The sequence below is a fragment of the Nakamurella sp. genome, assembly GCF_044224575.1.
Classification (GTDB): Bacteria; Actinomycetota; Actinomycetes; order Mycobacteriales; family Nakamurellaceae; genus Nakamurella.
Map to the genome: position 1 here is coordinate 25282 of NZ_JBGAKE010000004.1, position 18421 is coordinate 43702.

An 18421-nucleotide genomic window follows, 5' to 3' on the forward strand; every position below is an offset into this window, starting at 1 on the left:
GTCCCCTGCGAACCTACCCAGGCCCGGCCGGGGCGGCAAACACCGCCTGCCGGTGCGCCGTCATCGGTCGCTCTCGGAACCGTCCTGGTCACGCCCCGGACCACCGGGGCGATCGGGGTGATCGTGGGCCGGACCGCCGGATGGCCGGCGGGCCGACCGGGGGCCGACCCAGCCCGAGTCCTCCTCGGCCCGCCAGGTCGACTTGAGTTCCTCCTCGGCGAACCCGAGGCTGCCGTCCGCCCGCCTGCCGACCAGCGAATGCCGTTTGCCGTAGGCGAAGTAGACGACGACGCCCAGGGCCATCCAGGCCAGGAACCGGATCCAGGTGATGGCGGTCAGGTTGATCATCAGCCACAGGCAGGCGACGACCGACAGGATGGGCAGCACCGGCATGAACGGCACCTTGAACGACCGTTCCAGGTCGGGCCGGGTCCGGCGGAGCACGATCACCCCGATGGACACCAGGATGAACGCGAACAGCGTGCCGACGTTGACCATCTCCTCCAGCACGCTGATCTCGGAGAATCCGGCGATGATCGCGACCACCGCACCGACCCCGACGGTGATCCGGGCCGGCGTCCCGGTCTTCTCGTCGACCGTGCCGATCGAGCGGGGCAGCAGGCCGTCGCGGCTCATCGCGAAGATGATCCGGCTCTGCCCGAGCAGCAGCACCAGGACGACGGTGGTCAGCCCGGCCAGCGCGCCGATGGCGATCACGTTGGCCGCCCAGTTGACCCCGACGGCGGAGAACGCGCTGGCCAGAGTGGCCGCGTTGCCGTCGTGGGTGCCGTCCGGCAGGAGGGGGCCGAGCTGGTCGTACGGCACCATCCCGGTGAGTACCAGCGAGACGAGCACGTACAGCACGGTGACGATGACCAGCGAGCCGAGGATGCCGCGCGGCAGATCTTTCTTCGGATTGCGCGTCTCCTCGGCCGCGGTGGCCACGATGTCGAAACCGATGAACGCGAAGAAGACCAGGGAGGCGGCCGCCAGCACCCCGAACCAGCCGAACGACGACGGCGCGCTGCCGACGATCAGCTGCAGCAGCGGCTGCTCCAGCCCGGTCTTGCCGCCCTCCGGCGCCGGCTGGCTCGCCGGGACGAACGGGGAGAGGTTGCTGGCGTCGAAGTAGAAGAAGCCGACGACGATCACCAGCAGCACCACGAACACCTTGATCGCGGTAATGATCATGTTCGCCCGGGCGGACAGCTTGGCGCCCTGGATGAGCACCAGGGTGATCAGCGCGACGATCACCACCGCGCCCCAATCGAAGTCCACCGGACCCAGCTCGATCGAGGTCTGCAGCGACCCGCCGAACTGGGTGAACAGGTTCCCCAGGTACAGCGACCAGCCCTTGGCCACCACGGACGCGCCGAGCGCCAGTTCCAGCACCAGGTCCCAGCCGATGATCCAGGCGATCAGCTCGCCGAGCGTCGCGTAGGAGAACGTGTACGCCGACCCGGCCACCGGCACGGTGGAGGCGAACTCCGCGTAGCACATGGCGGCCAGTCCGCAGGCAACGGCCGCGATCACGAACGACAGGGACACGGCCGGCCCGGCGGTGGTCGCGGCGACCCGCGCGGTCAACGTGAAGATGCCGGCGCCGATGACGACGGCGACGCCGAAGATCGTCAGGTCCAAGGCGGACAGGCTCCGCTTGAGCTTGTGACCGGGCTCGTCGGTGTCCTGGATGGACTGTTCGACGGACTTGGTGCGCCAGACCGACACGATGGTCCCCCTCCCCTGTCACGGTGCGCGGACCCGCCGACCGTAGCGGTCACCCGAGGCTCATGCAGTGACACCCCCACCTTCGCCTCGACGCGCCGGTTTCGGCCCTCCTGGATCGACCCGGGTAGGGCCGACAGCGGCCAGCGGATTCACCCACGACGGCGGGTGCGCACAACGGCGGATTCACCCACGACGGCGGGTGCACCGATCACCGACGCGCGTGCCCGCAAGGCGGATGCGTCGGCCCGTGCGTCAGCGCAATCCGTCGATGGCCCGGAAGGCGGTGCCTCCGCCGCTGACCCAGACCGGACCGTCCTGCGCGCCGATCCACACCGACCGACCGCGCGGCACGACCAGCACGGTCCCGCGGCCGTCGGACACCTCGATGGACCCGTCCACCACCAGCAGCACCTGCGGACCCGGGTGAGTGATCTCCCGCCGGTCGGGGCCGGGTTGGAGCCGGGACAGCCGGAACTCCGGCGCCGGCGTCCGGTACACCCATTCGCCGGTGTCACCCGGATCTCCGTGCAGGATCGGCTGCTCCCCGGGGCCGAAGTCGAGCACCTTCATCAGCTCGCCAACGTCGACGTGTTTGGGGGTCAGACCGCCGCGCAGCACGTTGTCCGAGTTCGCCATGATCTCGATGCCCACCCCGGCCAGGTAGGCGTGCAGATTCCCGCCCGGCAGGAACAGCGCCTGCCCGGGTTGGAGCGTGATCCGGTTCAGCAGCAGCGAGGCCAGCACCCCGGGGTCACCCGGGTACCGCTCACCGAGGGCGAGCGCGGTCCGGTATTCGGTGGCGAACTCGTCACCGCGCTGCACCCGCTGCACGCAGGCCGCGAGCACGTCGGCCAGGAGCGGTCCCAGGGTGGACGGCGGGATGGTGATGATGGAGGAGAACAGCGCGCGGGTGCCATGCTCGTCGGGCTGACCGGACAGCAGTCCCAGGTAGTGATCGAGCGCCGGCACCTCCAGGGCGGCCAGCAGATGCACCGTTCGGGACGGTTCGCGGAACCCGCACAGGGCTTCGAACTCGGTGAGCGCGCAGATCAGCTCCGGCTTGGGCCAGCTGTCCCGGTAGTTGCGCTGCGGCGAGCTCAGCGGGATGCCGGCCGCCTCCTCCAACGCGAACCCCCGCTCGGCCTGCGCCGCCGACGGATGCGCCTGCAGCGACAGGGGCTCGGCCGCGGCCAGGACCTTGAGCAGGAAGGGCAGCCGGGCACCGAACCGGTCGTAGACTCGCGCGCCCATCGTGCCGACCGGGTCCGCGGCGATCACCTCGACCAGCGGTCGTCCGGCACCCTTCACCCGATCGGCACCCTCCGTCCGGTCAGCACCGTCGGCCGGATCGGATGTCAGCAGCACCGAGGAGTCGGCCGGGTGCGCGCCGATCCACAGCTCGGCCTGCGGGTGCGGGGCCGGCGTCGGCTCGCCGAGCAGTTCGGCGATCGCCGTCCGGGAACCCCAGGCGTACGGCCGGACCCGGTTGCGCATCAACTCCACGAACCGGACTCCCTTTCGTTCCACGGCGCCCTCGAATCGCCGCGGCCGCCGCGCATCGATCCCCCGGCCGGCAGGTGCAGGGCGGCGCTGCCCGGCCGGCCGAGGCCGTCCGGGCTGTCCATCGGCACCCGGGACCCCGCCCGCAGGCTGAGGTAGACGGCGGCGAAATCGACCCGAGCCATCATGGCCAGGGTCCAGCTGAACGCATCCCGGGCCGGCGCCGGGGCAGCCGCCTCGTCGGTGGATGCCTCGCGGGACGGCAGCTCTTCCGGCCCGATGGTCAGCGCACGCGGGAGCGCGGACTGCAGTGCGGCGGCCAGCGGCGACCGGGGCGCCGCGGGGTGCACCGGGTCGACCGGCTCGGACCCGAACGCCGGCAGGGACTCCAACGGCAGCAGCGCGCCACCGGCCGCCGCCGCGCCGCCCTGGGCGGCCGGCCCGACGACGAGCACGCTGGCCAGGGTCTGCCCGCCATCCGATGCGGCGTCGTCGTCGTCCAGGTACGGGTCGTAGAAGGTGCCGGCGGGGCCGTCCGTGCGCGCCGCGCTGGCCAGGACCGGCGGCGATCCGGCCGCCTGGTACGACAGCAGCGGGGCTCCCGCGTACCCGGCCAGCGCGGCCAACGCGCGGCAGGTGTAGCCGGCCAGCGCATCGGCCACCGGGTCGGTCCCGATGATCAGGCCGGTGCCCGCGGACAGGTGCTCGGCCAACGTCAGGGCCGGGTTGACGAAGAACTCCGACGACGGATGGCAGGCAACGGCCAGCGCATCGAGCTGGTCCGCCGCGGCCAGGAAATCGGGGCGTCGGCCGAACCCGGCGGCGGTGGCCACGCCGACCAGCACGGTGAGCCGCGCGGCCCCGGCCAACGCCTCGGTCACCGGGATCATCGGCTCCACCAGCACGGCACCCGCGGCGGCCTGGGCGACCGGACCGTGCCCGGCCGCCCGGACGATGACCCGGGCGCCGCGGCGGACCGCCTGGGCGGCGGCCTCGGCGGCGGCGATGTCGTCCACCAGGGACGCCAGCACCACCACGATGTCCAGCGGGCCGACCCAGGTCGGCAGGCTCGTCCCGGTGACCACCGGCGCGGGCACGTCACCGACCAGAGCCGTCAACAGGGCGGTGTCGACGGCCGCGTTGGCCCCGATGACGATCAACGCGCGCGGCCGGCCGAACTCGGCGAACGAGGCAACCTGTTCGGCGGTGGACCGGACCAGGGCCCCGGCCAGGGCCGCCGACGGCAACAGTTGGGCAGCGTCGGCGCCGACCAGCGAGGCCGGATCGTGCAGGTCTGCGGGCGTCATGCCGGCGACCCGTCCCCGCCGCTGGCCTCGTCCAGGAGCAGGACGGGGATGCCGTCCCGGATCGGGAAGACGCGCCCACAGTGGGTGCAGGTCAGCGCGGGCGCGGCCGGATCACCGGGAGCGCCCTCGATCAGTGGCGCGTGGTGCTCGGCCGGGCAGGCGAGCACGTCGAGCAGAGCCGGGTCCAGCCGGGCCGGTCCCTCCCCCGGACCTGACATCGTCGGAGCCTTTCTGGTCAGCGGTGCGGCGGTCATCATCATCGCCGGTGGGTCGGCCGGGCCGGCATCCCCCGTCAAGGATGACGCCGCCCGGCGGCTCAGGCGCGGATCAACGCCAGAATCTCGTCGCGCAATTCGGCCATCGCGGCCGGGGTCCGCGCCTCGACGTTGAGCCGGAGCAGCGGTTCGGTGTTGCTGGACCGCACGTTGAACCAGCGACCGTCGTCCAAGCTGACCGTGATGCCGTCCATCTCATCGACGTCGCCGGCGTGCGCGGCCGCCCAGGACGTGATCTCGGCGAGCTTGCCGGGGACGTCGTCGACAGTCGAGTTGATCTCCCCGGAGTCGGCGTACCGGTCGTACTCCGCGGCGAACTCCGAGAGCGGGGCGTCCTGACCGCCGAGCGCGGCCAGCACATGCAGCGCGGCCAACATGCCCGTGTCGGCCCGGAAGAAGTCGGCGAAGTAGTAGTGGGCGGAGTGCTCGCCACCGAACACGGCGCCGGTCCGCGCCATCTCGGCCTTGATGAACGAGTGGCCCACGCGGGTGCGGACCGGATTGCCGCCGGCCTCGGCGACGATCTCCGGCACCGCCCGGGACGAGATCAGGTTGTACAGGATGGTCGCGCCGGGGTGCCGGCGCAGCTCCCGAGTGGCCACCAGCGCGGTGATCGCGCTGGGCGAGACCGGCTCACCGCGCTCGTCCACGACGAAGCAGCGGTCCGCGTCACCGTCGAATGCCAGGCCGATATCGGCTCCGGTCGCCCGCATCCGGGCCTGCAGGTCGACCAGGTTGGCCGGGTCCAGCGGGTTGGCCTCGTGGTTGGGGAAGCTCCCGTCGAGCTCGAAGTACATCGCGTCGACCTGCAGCGGCAGATCCCGGAGCACCGCGGGCACGGTGTAGCCGGCCATGCCGTTGCCGGCGTCCACCACGACGCGCAACGGCCGGATCGACCGCAGGTCGACCAACGAATGCAGGTACTCGGCGTACTCGGCCAGCAGGTCCTGCTCGGTCACCACGCCGACCCGGTCGGCGGCCAGCCGGGCGGCGTCCCAGCCGGCGTCCAGGATGTCCTGGGCCTCGTCCCGGACCAGGGCCAGACCGGTGTCCAGGCTGATCGGCACGGCCCCGGCCAGGCACATCTTGATCCCGTTGTAGGAAGCGGGGTTGTGCGAGGCGGTGAACATCGCGCCCGGCATGGTCAGGTGGCCGGCGGCGAAGTAGAGCATGTCGGTGGAGCCGAGGCCGGCCATCACCACGTCCAGGCCGGCGGTGGTCACACCCTCGGCGAAGGCGCCGGCCAGCGCAGGCGAGGACTCACGCATGTCGTAGGCCACGACCACCGCGGACGCGTCCGGGCGCAGGAACCGGGCGAAGGCGTATCCGATCGCCCTCGTCACCTCCGTGGTCAGCTGCGATCCGACCAGCCCCCGCACGTCGTAGGCCTTGACGAACGCGGTCAGTCGCGACTGGCTCACATCGGCCGGTCGACCGGCCTCCGAGGTCGGTACCGCCACGACATCAGTCCTCTCGATCTGCGCTCGATCCGGCCCGAATTCGCAGGCCGGTGCCCCGCCTGCAGCCGGCATGAGCCGGTCCGGCGCCCGCACCGACCCGGCAGTGGGCTCCCGTCAAGGACCCTACCGGTCAGGCGTCGGGGGACGGCAGCACCCGCAGGTGTCCGCGGCGACCGCCCTCGACCGGCGCCGGTTCGGGGTCCCGCGAGACCCCTCGCTCGATCCGACCGGCCTCGCGAACGGCGTTGGCCAGGGCCTCCAGGTCGTCGTTGCGGGTGACCTCGCCCAACTCGTCGTCCGGCCGCACCACTTCCCAGCCCTTCGGCGCGGTCAGGCCCTGGGCGTGCGCCGAACACAGGTCGTACGAGTGCGGTTCCGCGGCCGTGGCCAACGGGCCGACGACCGCGGTCGAATCGGCGTACGCGAACGTCAGAGTCGCGACGGCCGGGTTGGTACACCCGTTCCGTGAGCATCGCCGCAGTCTGGCCACTGCGGCACGATAACGCCATCGCCCCGACGGGGGTGCCGCGGCACGCCGGACCGTTGGGACGGACCCGCCGCGGGGACCGGCCGGGAAGCCGATCCGCCAGTGCGTGGGGGTACCGGCGCCCGGCGGCGGTGGCCGGTCACCAGGTACCTGGGCCCGGTGATCGGTGCCGCCGCCCGCCATACTGGGTCCGTCATGGCCGGCACCGATCCCGAACCCCGACGCCCGCGCCCCGGGCTGCCCGGACGAACCTCGCGACCGGTCGGGCCGGTGGTGCAGCGTCGGTCCGCGCCGCCGGTCGACGCGTCGGCGGCGCCGCCCCGACGGGACCGGCGGGGTCGCGGCCTGCGCACTCCGCTGCTACCGGCCGAACTCCCGGCGTCCCGGACCCGCGCCGAACGGTTCGACCAGGCCGTCCTGGAGGCGGTGGCCGAGTTGGACGCCCGGTGGCCGGGACGACTTGAATCCCTCGAGTTCGCCGTCGACGAGGTACCCGTCGTGCCGGCCGACGGCCAGGAGATCGGCTCCGACGAAGTGGTGCTGGACGGCGGGGTGCCGCTGGCCCGTTTCCTCCCGCCCGGCATGGACTCGCGCGGCCGGCCGACCAAGGCCCGGATCGTCGTGTACCGGCGACCGCTGGAGGTGCGGTCGGGCGACGCGGGCGAACTGGGTGACCTGGTCGCCGAGGTGCTGGCCGAACTGCTCGGCGAGATGCTGGGCGAACCCGACGACGGCGACGGCCCGATCAGCTGACGGTCTGCAGCGCGTGTGGGTCGCCCAGCCGGACGACCTCCTTGCCCAATGGCGCCAGCGAGATCGGGATCAGCTTGAAGTTGGCGATGGCCAAGGGAATGCCGATGATCGTGATGCACAGCGCCAGCCCGGTGACCAGGTGCCCGATGGCCAACCAGAGCCCGGCGACGATGAACCAGATGACGTTGCCGATGAACGAGGGCGCCCCCGCACCGGGTCGGTTGGCCATGGTCCGGCCGAATGGCCACAACGCGAACCCGGCGATCCGGAACGAGGCGATACCGAACGGGATCGTGATGATCAGGATGCAGGCGACGATGCCGGCCAGGATGTATCCGAGAAACATCCAGAAGCCGCACAGCACCAGCCAGATGATGTTGAGGAGAACGCGCACGCCGTCGACGGTACTGATCGGGGGCCGTCGACGGGCGCCGGTCACCCGATGCGGGTGAGCCGACCGCCGGCGGGCCTCAGCCCGCGGCGCGCTTGAGCCGGCGGCGTTCCCGCTCGCTCAATCCACCCCAGATGCCGAACCGCTCGTCGTGCGCAAGCGCGTACGACAGGCATTCGGCCCGCACCTCGCAGCCGGTGCAGATCTTCTTGGCTTCTCGGGTCGACCCTCCCTTCTCGGGGAAGAACGCCTCCGGGTCGGTCTGCGCACACAGAGCTCTTTCGTGCCATTCCGGTTCGCCGGTTTCCGTCGGCGAGAAGGGAATCTGCCGCATGGTGGGCACCCCCAGGTCGGTCACGCGCTGGTTCCTCACTGTCCTTGCTGTGGCGCCGGCGGCGATCGTGTCGCCGCCGACTGCCGGATCACCGGGGCGTCGGGCCCTGTACCGCCCTCGATCGGAGGCGTTCGCCGCGGATCTGCGCTGACGTCGGGGAACTGATCGAGGACGACCGGTGAAATGACACCGATGTGATTACACCCGTGTGTCTCGCCTCACGTCAAGCTGGGACGGGTGCTATACGGCGCGTCGCGCCAAGAATTGCCGCTTCGGGAGGGTGAGCGGGCGCACACGTCGCTGTGCGTGATCGCCAGGAAGACTGGTCGGATGGCCAAGTCCTCCGGTGGTGGCTGGATCTTCCCGCTGATCGTGCTCGTCACGGCCGGCGGGGCCCTGGCTGCTCAGTCCGCTGCGTCGACCCCATCGTCCGCGTCCGGGACGTTCGGCGTCCCCGTCGGCGTCTGGGTGTTCGTCGTCGTCCTGGGCGGCTGGGTCATCACCCTGTGCCTGCACGAGTTCGCCCACGCGCTGGTGGCCTACACCGGCGGCGACACTTCGGTGCGGGCCCGCGGCTACCTGACCCTCAACCCGGCCCGCTACACCGACCTGGCCACCTCGGTCGTCATGCCGATCATCCTGCTGGCGATCGGCGGCATCCCGCTGCCGGGTGGGGCCGTCCTGGTCGAGCCCGGCCGGTTGCGGTTTCGCTGGTGGGCGAGCCTGGTCTCGGCCGCCGGGCCGGCCACCAACTTCGTCTGCGGCGTGGTGCTGGCGATCGTCGCGGCCCCGATCTCGTCGCCGCTCGGCGCGGCCCTGTCCTACCTGGCCCTGCTGCAGTTCGTCGCCGGCATCCTGAACATCCTGCCGATCCCGGGGTTCGACGGGTTCGGCGTGATCGAGCCCTACCTGTCGCCGCGGTTCACCGAGCGGCTGCGCCCGGCCCGGCCCTGGATCCCGCTGGTCGCGTTCATCATCCTGTTCTCCGTGCCGCAGGTCAGCCGGGTTTTGTTCACCTCGGCCAACGAACTGTTCGTCTGGGTCGGCGGCAACCCGTTGTTGGCCGGCATCGGATCGAACCTCTTCCGCTTCTGGGCCTGACCGACTTCTCCGGGCCGACCGGCCCGGGCCGGCCGGCTCCCGGGCTGACCGGAGGGGGTGGTCGCCGCCGGTTCCGAACGACTTGCCACTCTTCGCCCTCCGGAATCGATTCACCTCGGGCGGAAATTGGCAAGTCGACCGCCGTGCGCGGGTCCGGACAGGCGGCCCGGCAGCCCCGCCGGGCCGGCCGGCGGCTTCGGCCGCGGGACACCGGGATGGGAGGGTTGCAGGATGACGACATGGAGCGATGCCGAGGTGGCCGACGGAACCGCCGCCGGCCTGTGCGCGTTCCTGGATGCCTCCCCCACCCCGTTCCATGCCTGCGCCACCGCGGCGGCCCTGCTCGATGACGCGGGCTTCCGGCGGTTGGACGAGCGCGACCGGTGGCCGGGCACCGGGGGTGGGTATTACCTGATCCGCGGCGGTTCGCTGATCGCCTGGCGGACGGGCGATGACCCCGACCCGGCCGCCCCGTTCCGGATCATCGGGGCGCACACCGACAGCCCGGGGCTGCGGATCAAGCCCAACCCGGACCTGGCGTCGCAGGGCTGGCAGCAGCTGGGTGTCGAGGTGTACGGCGGGCCGCTGCTGGCCAGCTGGGTGGACCGCGACCTGGGCCTGGCCGGTCGGGTAGCCCTGCGGTCCGGCGGCCGCACCGGCAGCGCCCGCAGCACCGGCGGCAGCCGCACCCGGCTACTGCAGGTGGACGAGCCCCTGTTGCGGGTCTCCGAGTTGGCCATTCACCTCAATCGGGGGGTGAACACCGATGGGCTGGTGCTCAATCCGCAGCTGCATCTGGCCCCGCACTGGGGCCTGGGCGATCGGCCCGGTGACCTGCGGCAGTTCCTTGCCGACCGGCTGGACGTCCGGCGATCCGACGTCCTCGGCTGGGACCTGTCGGCGTACGACCTGACGCCGGCCCGCCGGATCGGACTGGACCGGGCGCTGATCGCGAGCGCCCGGCTGGACAACCAGGCGACCTGTTACGCCGGCGTCCGCGCGTTGATCCGCGCGGGCGACACGCGGCACCGCCAGTTGCTGGCCCTGTTCGACCATGAGGAGGTCGGCAGCGTGTCCGAGCGGGGGGCCCAGTCCACCCTGCTGGCGACCACGATCGAGCGGGTCGTGCTGGCCGCGGGCGGCGCTCGGGAGGACGTGCTGCGCGCCCTGGCCGGGACTGTCATCGCCTCCGGCGACATGGCCCACGCCACCCACCCGAACTACCCGGAGAAGCACGAGCCGAATCACCGGATCGCGATGAACGGCGGGCCAGTGCTGAAGATCAACAACCAGCTGCGGTACGCCACCGACGCGGTCGGCGCCGCGGCCTTCGAGTTGGCCTGCGAGCAGGCCGGGGTGCCGGTGCAACGGTTCGTGGTCCGGTCCGACCTGCCCTGCGGGTCGACGGTCGGACCGATCACCTCCGCGTTGACCGGGGCGACCACGGTCGACTTCGGCGCACCGACGCTGTCCATGCATTCGATCCGCGAGCTGTGCGGGGTGGCCGATCAGGTGATGTACGCCGATGCGTTGGCCGCGTTCCTGGCGCCGGCCTGACCGCGCACGCCGGCTCACTCCGGGCGAGCGTCGGCCGCAACGGGCGGCCGGACCCGATTCCACCGAACCGGGATTGCGCACGGGGGTGGGTCCGAGCGCAACCCCGGTTCAGCCGCAAGGCCGCCCGGGACGTCACGCGGATTCCCGGGTCCTGGAGTCTGGAAGGATCGGCAGACGTGAGAATTGCAGTCCTGGCCGGCGGAGTGGGCGGCGCGAAGTTCCTGCTCGGGGTGAAGCGGTACCTGGGATGGCCGGCTTTCGGCCCGCCCGGGCCCGGTGACACGACCGGGAGCGACCACCGGATCACGGCGATCGTCAACACGGCCGACGACATCCGGCTGCACAACCTGCAGGTCTGCCCGGATCTCGACTCGTGCATGTACACCCTGGCCGGGATCTCGGACCTGCAGCGCGGCTGGGGCCGGGCGGACGAGACATGGACCGTGTCGAGCGAGTTGGCCGGGTACGACGCCGAAGCGCCCTGGTTCTCCCTGGGTGACCGGGACATCGCGACCCACCTGGTGCGCACCCGCATGCTCGACGCCGGCTACCGGCTCTCCGACGTCACCGACGCGCTGTGCCGGCGCTGGCAGCCCGGGGTGACCCTGCTGCCGATGAGCGACGACCGGGTGGAGACCCACGTGGTGGTCGAGGACCCGACGGTGCTGCCCGACGCGGCCGGGTCGGCCGCGCCGCTGGTCGCCCTGCACTTCCAGGAGTGGTGGATCCGCTACCAGGCCAAGCTGCCGGCGATGTCCATCACCCCGATCGGTGCGGCTGATGCGACCCCCGCGCCGGGCGTGCTCGAGGCCATCGACGGCGCCGATCTGGTGCTGGTCGCCCCGTCCAACCCCGTGGTGTCCGTCGGGCCGATCCTGGCCGTCCCGGGGATCGCCGAGGCGATCAGGACGACGTCGGCGCCGGTGGTCGGGGTGTCACCCATCATCGGCACCGCCCCGGTCCGCGGTCATGCGGACAAATGCCTGGAGGCGGTCGGGGTGCCGGTCAGCGCGCAGGGGGTGGGTCGGCACTACGGCGCCCGGTCCGACGGTGGTCTGCTGGACGCCTACCTGATCGCCGGCGGCGAGACGGCGACGATCCCCGGGGTGACGGTGGCCGCCCGGCCCTTGTTGATGACCGACCCGGATCGGACCGCGACCATGGTGGCGGCCTGCGCCGAGATCGCCGGGGTGGCCGGCCGTGGCTGAGCTGCCCGACACCGGCACCCACCCGGCCACACCCGACCCGGCCGACGCGCCCGCCCCGGCCGGCCTCCAGGTGCTACCGGTCACCGGGCTGCCCGAGTTCCGGCCCGGTGACGACCTGGCCGCCGCCATCGCGGCCGCCGCGCCGTGGCTCGCCGACGGCGACGTCCTGCTCGTCACCTCCAAGGTGGTCAGCAAGGTGGAGGGCCGGCTGGTGCCATCCCCCACCGACCCGGCGGAGCGGGACGCGCTGCGCCGCCGGCTCATCGACGAGGAGTCGGTGCGGCTGGTCGCCCAGATGGGCCGGACCAAGATCGTGGAGAACCGGCTGGGCATCGTGGCCGCCGCGGCCGGGATCGATGCGTCCAACGTGCTGGCCGACGAGATCGCACTGCTGCCCGACGATCCCGACGCGTCCGCGGCCGCGTTGCGGGACGCCTTCGCCGCCCGCGGGCTGGACGTCGGGGTGATCATCACCGACACCCAGGGCCGGGCCTGGCGGTTGGGCGTGACCGACGTGGCGATCGGCGCGGCCGGCCGGCCGGTGCTGGCCGACCACCGCGGGGGCACGGACCGGCACGGCAACGAGCTGGTGGTGACCCAGGTGGCGGTCGCCGACGAACTCGCCGCCGCCGGTGACCTGGTCAAGGGCAAGCTCGGTCAGGTCCCGGTGGCCGTGGCCCGGGGACTGCGGCGGGCCGACCGGCAGCCCGATTCCGAGCACCGGACCGCCCGCGCGCTGGTCCGGCCGCGGGACGAGGACCTGTTCCGGCTCGGCACCGATCTGGCGATCGAGCAGGGCCGACGGGAAGCGGTGCTGCTGCGCCGGACCGTCCGGGAGTTCGCCGACGCGCCGGTCGATCCGACGACGATCGCCCGCTGCGTCGACATCGCGCTGACGGCGCCGGCGCCGCACCACACCCGGCCGGTCCGCTTCGTCTGGGTGCGCGAGCACCGGGGGGCGCTGCTGGAGGCCATGCAGGCGGCTTGGGAGGCCGACCTGGCCGGTGACGGCTGGGACGCCGCCCGGATCGCCCGGCGCACCGGCCGCGGCCAGGTGCTGCGCGACGCCCCGGAGATCCTGGTCCCGCTGATCGACGGCGAGGGCCGGCACGACTACCCGGACGAGCGCCGGCGGGACGCCGAACGGACCATGTTCACCGTGGCCGGCGGGGCCGCTGTGCAGGCCCTGCTCGTTGCGCTGGCGGCGGAAGGCCTGGGCTCGGCCTGGATCTCCTCGACGATCTTCTGCCCGGCGGTGGTGCATTCCGTCCTCGATCTGCCGGCCGACTGGCAGCCGCTGGGCGCAGTGGCCGTCGGACACCCGATCGATCCCATCGGCACGCCCCGCCCGCCGGCCGGCGGCGGCCTGGTGATGCGGTGACGCTCCGACGAGCACACACCGGTGAGCGCGTACCGATGAGCACGATCGAGATCGCCACCGTCACCGCGGCGGACGCGGCCCTGCACGCCGACGTCACCGCGGTGCTGGCCGCCTGGCCCGCGCCGACCCCCGGGCAGGCGGCGGTGCGGGAGGGCTTTCTGGGGTTCCTGGCCGCCCGGCCGGACGCGACCCGCCGCAAGTGCGCGCCGGGCCACATCACCGCCAGCGCGCTGGTGCTGAGCCCCGACCGGCGGCAGGTGCTGCTCACCCTGCACCCGCGGCTGGGCCGCTGGGTGCAACTGGGCGGGCACTGCGAACGACGGGACGAGACGCTGGCCGGCGCCGCGCTACGCGAGGCCACCGAGGAATCCGGCATCGCCGGTCTGCGCATCGACCCGGTGCCGGTCCACCTGGACATCCACCCGGTCACCTGCTCGCTGGGCATCCCGACCCGGCACTTCGACGTGCGGTTCCGGGTCGTCGCGCCCGCCGGGGCCCGGCCGGTGATCTCCGACGAGTCCGACGACCTGCGGTTCTGGCCGGTCGACGCCCTACCGGCGGGGTTCGACGCCGGGGACCACGAACTCGTCGCGGCCGCGCTGGCGGGCTGACCGGCGTCGCCACGCGGGATGGCCCAGCAGGGACGCCGTCAGCTGTCCGCCGAGAACCGCACCGATCCGGCCGGCAACTCGACCCCGGGCCACACCCGAATGCCGCCTACCAGTTCGCAGTTCTCGCCGACCACCACCCGGTCCCCGATCACCGCATTCGCCACCACCGCGCTCGCCGCGACGTGGGCGCCCGCCCCGATCACGGAACTCGTGACTCGCGCACCGGGCCCGATGCGAGCGCCGTCGAACACCACCGACCGTTCGACCACGGCACCCTCGCCGACGGTCGTGTCACGACCGATGGTCGTCCCGCCGGAGATCGCCGCACCTGGATGCACGTCGGCGCCGTCCAGCACCAGGGACTCGCCCACCGGGCCCGGCAGCGCCATCGTCGGTGCGATGCCCCGCACCAGGTCCGCCGATCCGGTCACGAAGGCCGATGGTGTACCGAGGTCGAGCCAGTACGAGGAGTCGACATGGCCGGCCACGACGGCTCCGGCCGCCAGCAGGCCCGGAAACGTCTCCCGCTCCACCGAAACCACGCGACCCGCCGGAATCTGTTCGATCACCGACCGCTCGAAGACATAGCAACCGGCGTTGATCTGGTTCGTCGGCGGCTGCTCCGACTTCTCCAGGAACGCCGTCACCCGGCCGGCGGGGTCCGTGGGTACGCACCCGAACGCCCGGGCATCGTCGACCTGCACCAGGTGCAAAGTGACGTCGGCACCCACCGTTCGATGGGTGGTCAGCAGGGCGGTCAGGTCGAGGCCGGACAGGATGTCGCCGTTGAAGATCATGGCCGTGTCCGCGCGCAACCGGTCCGCCACGTTCCGGATGGCGCCACCCGTCCCGAGCGGCACCTCCTCGACGACGTAGTCGATGTCCAGCCCGAACGACGAGCCGTCGCCGAAGTACTCGGCAAACGTCTGCGCCTTGTAGCTGGTGCCCAGCACCACATGAGTCATCCCGGCGGCCCGGATCCTGGACAGCAGATGCTCCAGGAACGGCACCCCGGCGGTCGGCAGCATGGGTTTGGGCGCGGACAGCGTCAATGGCCGCAGCCGCGTCCCCTGGCCACCGACCAGAATGACGGCGTCAACCTGCTCGGCAGGCGGGTGGGTCGCCACAGTCTCTCGTCAATCCCCTCGTTGATCCGGCCGTTGTCCAGCGCAGGGTAGTTCCGTGGCGGCTACCGATCGGCAGGCTGGTCGGTGCCCGCTCCCGCGGTTCGCGCCACATTCATCACGTACTGCCCGTAGGGCGACTTGGCGAGGGCCTTGCCCAGTGCGAAGCACTGGTCCGCGTCGATGAATCCGGTGGCCAGCGCGATCTCTTCCAGACACGAGATGCGGACGCCCTGGCGGTGTTCGAGCACCTGAACGAACTCTCCCGCCTCGAGCAGGGAATCGTGGGTACCGGTGTCCAGCCAGGCAAACCCGCGGCCGAGATCGATCAATGACGCCTTGCCCGCACGCACGTAGATGTTGTTGAGATCGGTGATTTCCAATTCACCGCGCGCACTGGGTCGCAGCGACCTGGCGTATTCGATGACGTCGTTGTCGTAGAAGTAGAGCCCGGTGATCGCCAGGTTCGACTTCGGGTCGGCCGGCTTCTCCTCGATGGAGATCAGCTTGCCGGTACTGTCCCGCTCCCCGACCCCGTACCGCTCGGGATCCCGCACCGGATAACCGAACAGCACGCAGCCGTCGATGCCCTCGACGGCTCGCTGCAGGGTCCGCGAGAAGCCCTGGCCGTAGAAGATGTTGTCCCCGAGGACGAGCGCAACCGAATCGTCTCCGACGTGGTCCGCGCCGATGATGAACGCCTCGGCGAGACCGTTCGGCGCCGACTGGACGGCGTACGAGATGGAAATTCCCCACTCCGAGCCGTCCCCCAGTAGCCGGCGGAAACCCGCATTGTCCTCCGGCGTGGTGATCACCAGGACGTCACGAATGCCGGCGAGCATCAGCACCGACAGCGGGTAGTAGATCATCGGCTTGTCGAAAACCGGCAACAGCTGCTTCGACACTGCACGGGTGATCGGGTGCAGGCGAGTGCCCGCGCCGCCGGCCAGAATGATGCCCTTCATGATCCCTCACCCATCCGCTCGCTCGCGCCTGCGCGGCGCATATCGACAGGAGCCGACCGTATCCGACCACCGCCGGCAGGTTCCCGCGGCCCGGCCGATCGGGCCGGGCGAAAGCAATCAGTCCATGCGCCGATCCGGGATGGAGGCACCGCCGGCCACCCGGTTCGACCGGGCGGACACGTAGGCGCGGGCGGCGAGCCCGACCCGCAGGATCAGCCGCAACGGCGCATTCCACCAACCGGAATAGCGGCGCGACAGATACCGGTAGGCGCTGGCATGGTGCGCCTTCGCCATCGCCGCAGGGTCACGTTCCGTGGAATGCCCGCCCTGGTGCACCACCGTCGCCGACGGACAGTAGACGTTCACCCAGCCTTTCCGGCCGAGCCGATCGCCGAGGTCGACGTCCTCGAAGTACATGAAGTAACCGGGATCGAACCCGCCCACCTGGTCGAACGCGGACCGTCGCACCAACAGGCACGACCCGGAGAGCCAGCCGGCCGCCCGCTCGACGGGGTGATCGGCGTCCCGCCGGTACCGGCGCGTCCACGGGTTGGTCGGCCACAGCCAGCCGAGGATGGCGTGACCGGCACCGGTGAAGACCGAGGGCAGGTCGCGAGCGGAGGGGTACACCACGCCGCCCGGCGTGGTGATCAGCGGTCCCAGCGCACCGGCTCGGGGGTACCGGCCGGCCACGTCGATCAGCTCGTCGATCGACCCGGCCCCGAACACCAGGTCCGGGTTGACGATCAGCACCCACTCGATGTCCCGGTCGAGGGCGCGGACCCCCAGATTGGCCGCCCCGCCGTAGCCGAGATTCCCGCCGGTGCGCTCCAACCGCACCCCGGGCCGGGACGCAGCCGCTTCCACGGATCCGTCCGTCGAGCCGTTGTCGGCCAGCACGATCATCACCTGCCGCCCGGTCGCACCGGGGATCGAGTCGAGCAACCCGACGAGCGCCGGGCCCGGCGAGTAGGTGACCGCCACCAGGCCGATCCGACCGTTCGACGACGCGTCCCGGACCACGGCCGGGGGCAACGGATCGGCACTCACCTGGTCGCCTTGGACGCGGCGAGTTCGTAGGCCCGTTGATGGGCCTGGGCGCTGGCCGCCCAGGTGAAGGTGGCCGCGCGGGCCGCCGCCGCCGCGCCCAGCCGCGCCCGCTCGTCGGGTCGGTCCAGCAGCTCGGTCAGGGCCGCGGCAATGTCACCGGCCCCGGTTCCGCTGTAGGCCACCGCGTCGCCCCCGACCTCGGGCAGGGCCAGCTTCCGCGTGGTCAGCACCGCCGCCCCGCAGGCCATGGCCTCGACGACGGGCAGGCCGAAACCCTCACCCAGGCTGGGATAGGCAACCACCAGCGCGCCGCCGAGAAGGCCGGGCAGCACCTCGATCGGCACGTGTCCGGCACGCAGCACGGTGAGACCGGGCGGGACGGCGGCGATGGCGGGCTCGATGCCGGTGTCCCAGCCGGGAGAACCGGCCAGGACGAGGACCGGTGGATCGCCCCGATCGGCCACGGCGCGAATGAAGGCCCGGATCAGGGCCGGCACGTTCTTTCGCGGCTCCAACGTCCCCAAAAAGGCGATCCAGGTCCGATCACTCAGGCCGAGGGCACGGGCCGCAGCACGAATCTGATCGGCCGTCGGCACCTGAAACCGGTCCAGGTCGACGCCGTGGTAGGCAACCACCATGGCCGCGGGATCGGCGCGCACCAACCTGACCAGTTCGTCTCGGGTGGCGATGCTGGGCACGATGCACATCGCGGCACGGCGGAGGGCGGTACGCGTCCACGCCCGGAAGAATCGGCCCTTCACGCCGAGATGCAGGCCGCGATCGGAGAAGAAGGTCGCGTCGTGCAGGGTCACGACCACGGGCACCGACGCCGCGAGCGGCATCGTGTAATGGGGCGAGTGGATCACGTCGACGGGCAGCCGGTTGGCCAATCTGGGCAGGGTGGTCTGCTCCCAGGCCAGCCGGGCCGCCCGGCTGCCGAGTTCCTCGGCGGTCGGGATGATCCGGCTGCGCGGGGCGAGCCGCGCAAAATTCTCCGCATCCCGGTGCTGGCAGACCACCGAAAGGGCGGCACCGGCGACGTCCAGCGCTTCCGTCAGGTTGTCCACATACCGCCCGACGCCACCCCGATCGGCCGGAATCGCAGTCGCGTCCAGCAACACCCGCGGGTGTGCGCCCAACTCTGTCACCCTCCCTCAAGGGTCTGCCGTAGCCGCGCCAGCCTACTGAT

18 protein-coding genes are annotated in these 18421 nt (G+C 71.8%); 6 read left to right on the top strand and 12 right to left on the bottom strand.

All coding sequences use genetic code 11. The annotated features are described in order from the left end of the window. Positions 1 to 60: 60 nt before the first annotated feature. From ACILSK_RS05825 to ACILSK_RS05850, 6 genes are all read right to left on the bottom strand, one after another. Positions 61 to 1728 (bottom strand): amino acid permease, encoded by a 1668-nt coding sequence (locus tag ACILSK_RS05825; RefSeq protein WP_395726196.1) that lies wholly within the window; start codon positions 1726 to 1728, stop codon positions 61 to 63. A 252-nt stretch (positions 1729 to 1980) separates the two neighbouring features. Continuing rightward, positions 1981 to 3222: a mannose-6-phosphate isomerase, class I gene (gene manA, locus ACILSK_RS05830; protein ID WP_395726444.1), complete on the bottom strand. Its 1242-nt coding sequence runs from the start codon at positions 3220 to 3222 to the stop codon at positions 1981 to 1983. Further along, positions 3222 to 4535: a hypothetical protein gene (locus ACILSK_RS05835; protein ID WP_395726197.1), complete on the bottom strand. Its 1314-nt coding sequence runs from the start codon at positions 4533 to 4535 to the stop codon at positions 3222 to 3224. The genes manA and ACILSK_RS05835 overlap by 1 nt, the downstream gene beginning before the upstream one ends. Continuing rightward, on the bottom strand, positions 4532 to 4753 hold the full coding sequence (locus ACILSK_RS05840; protein ID WP_395726198.1) for a Trm112 family protein: 222 nt from the start codon (positions 4751 to 4753) through the stop codon (positions 4532 to 4534). Before ACILSK_RS05840 ends, ACILSK_RS05835 begins: the two co-directional genes overlap by 4 nt. 98 nt (positions 4754 to 4851) lie before the next feature. After that, positions 4852 to 6270, bottom strand: coding sequence for a phosphomannomutase/phosphoglucomutase (locus tag ACILSK_RS05845; protein ID WP_395726199.1), 1419 nt, complete (start codon positions 6268 to 6270; stop codon positions 4852 to 4854). A 130-nt stretch (positions 6271 to 6400) separates the two neighbouring features. Further along, on the bottom strand, positions 6401 to 6760 hold the full coding sequence (locus tag ACILSK_RS05850; protein ID WP_395726200.1) for a DUF3499 domain-containing protein: 360 nt from the start codon (positions 6758 to 6760) through the stop codon (positions 6401 to 6403). 267 nt (positions 6761 to 7027) lie between these two features. Between ACILSK_RS05850 and ACILSK_RS05855 the strand changes: the two genes are divergently transcribed. Continuing rightward, a complete protein-coding gene (locus ACILSK_RS05855; RefSeq protein ID WP_395726201.1) occupies positions 7028 to 7510 on the top strand; it encodes a metallopeptidase family protein in 483 nt (160 codons plus the stop codon). Here ACILSK_RS05855 and ACILSK_RS05860 read toward each other — a convergent pair. Both ACILSK_RS05860 and ACILSK_RS05865 read right to left on the bottom strand, forming a co-directional pair. After that, positions 7503 to 7904, bottom strand: coding sequence for a YccF domain-containing protein (locus ACILSK_RS05860; RefSeq protein ID WP_395726202.1), 402 nt, complete (start codon positions 7902 to 7904; stop codon positions 7503 to 7505). The genes ACILSK_RS05855 and ACILSK_RS05860 overlap by 8 nt on opposite strands. Before the next feature lie 76 nt (positions 7905 to 7980). Beyond that, positions 7981 to 8235 carry a WhiB family transcriptional regulator gene (locus tag ACILSK_RS05865; RefSeq protein ID WP_395726445.1) on the bottom strand — a complete coding sequence of 85 codons (255 nt, stop codon included), beginning with the start codon at positions 8233 to 8235 and terminating at the stop codon, positions 7981 to 7983. Between the two features lie 330 nt (positions 8236 to 8565). Here ACILSK_RS05865 and ACILSK_RS05870 point away from each other — a divergent pair, with 330 nt between their 5' ends. The 5 genes from ACILSK_RS05870 to ACILSK_RS05890 all read left to right on the top strand — a co-directional run bounded on the left by ACILSK_RS05870 (position 8566) and on the right by ACILSK_RS05890 (position 14093). Next, complete coding sequence (locus ACILSK_RS05870) at positions 8566 to 9336, top strand: site-2 protease family protein (protein ID WP_395726203.1); 771 nt, start codon at positions 8566 to 8568, stop codon at positions 9334 to 9336. 231 nt (positions 9337 to 9567) lie between these two features. Further along, positions 9568 to 10893 (top strand): M18 family aminopeptidase, encoded by a 1326-nt coding sequence (locus ACILSK_RS05875; protein ID WP_395726204.1) that lies wholly within the window; start codon positions 9568 to 9570, stop codon positions 10891 to 10893. Between the two features lie 176 nt (positions 10894 to 11069). Then, the gene (cofD, locus tag ACILSK_RS05880; RefSeq protein ID WP_395726205.1) at positions 11070 to 12101 is read left to right on the top strand and encodes a 2-phospho-L-lactate transferase; all 1032 of its coding nucleotides are present in this window, start codon (positions 11070 to 11072) and stop codon (positions 12099 to 12101) included. 1 nt (position 12102) lies between these two features. Next, positions 12103 to 13482 carry a coenzyme F420-0:L-glutamate ligase gene (locus tag ACILSK_RS05885; RefSeq protein ID WP_395726446.1) on the top strand — a complete coding sequence of 460 codons (1380 nt, stop codon included), beginning with the start codon at positions 12103 to 12105 and terminating at the stop codon, positions 13480 to 13482. A 35-nt stretch (positions 13483 to 13517) separates the two neighbouring features. Then, positions 13518 to 14093 (top strand): NUDIX hydrolase, encoded by a 576-nt coding sequence (locus tag ACILSK_RS05890; RefSeq protein WP_395726206.1) that lies wholly within the window; start codon positions 13518 to 13520, stop codon positions 14091 to 14093. A 38-nt stretch (positions 14094 to 14131) separates the two neighbouring features. Here ACILSK_RS05890 and ACILSK_RS05895 read toward each other — a convergent pair whose 3' ends face one another. From ACILSK_RS05895 to ACILSK_RS05910, 4 genes are all read right to left on the bottom strand, one after another. Further along, on the bottom strand, positions 14132 to 15220 hold the full coding sequence (locus tag ACILSK_RS05895; protein ID WP_395726207.1) for a sugar phosphate nucleotidyltransferase: 1089 nt from the start codon (positions 15218 to 15220) through the stop codon (positions 14132 to 14134). Positions 15221 to 15282: 62 nt separating this feature from the next. Then, the gene (rfbA, locus tag ACILSK_RS05900) at positions 15283 to 16182 is read right to left on the bottom strand and encodes a glucose-1-phosphate thymidylyltransferase RfbA (RefSeq protein ID WP_395726208.1); all 900 of its coding nucleotides are present in this window, start codon (positions 16180 to 16182) and stop codon (positions 15283 to 15285) included. A gap of 117 nt (positions 16183 to 16299) precedes the next feature. After that, positions 16300 to 17217, bottom strand: a complete 918-nt coding sequence (locus ACILSK_RS05905) for a glycosyltransferase family 2 protein (RefSeq protein ID WP_395726447.1) — start codon at positions 17215 to 17217, stop codon at positions 16300 to 16302. Positions 17218 to 17228: 11 nt separating this feature from the next. After that, the gene (locus ACILSK_RS05910; RefSeq protein WP_395726209.1) at positions 17229 to 18371 is read right to left on the bottom strand and encodes a glycosyltransferase family 4 protein; all 1143 of its coding nucleotides are present in this window, start codon (positions 18369 to 18371) and stop codon (positions 17229 to 17231) included. Between the last annotated feature and the right edge of the window lie 50 nt (positions 18372 to 18421).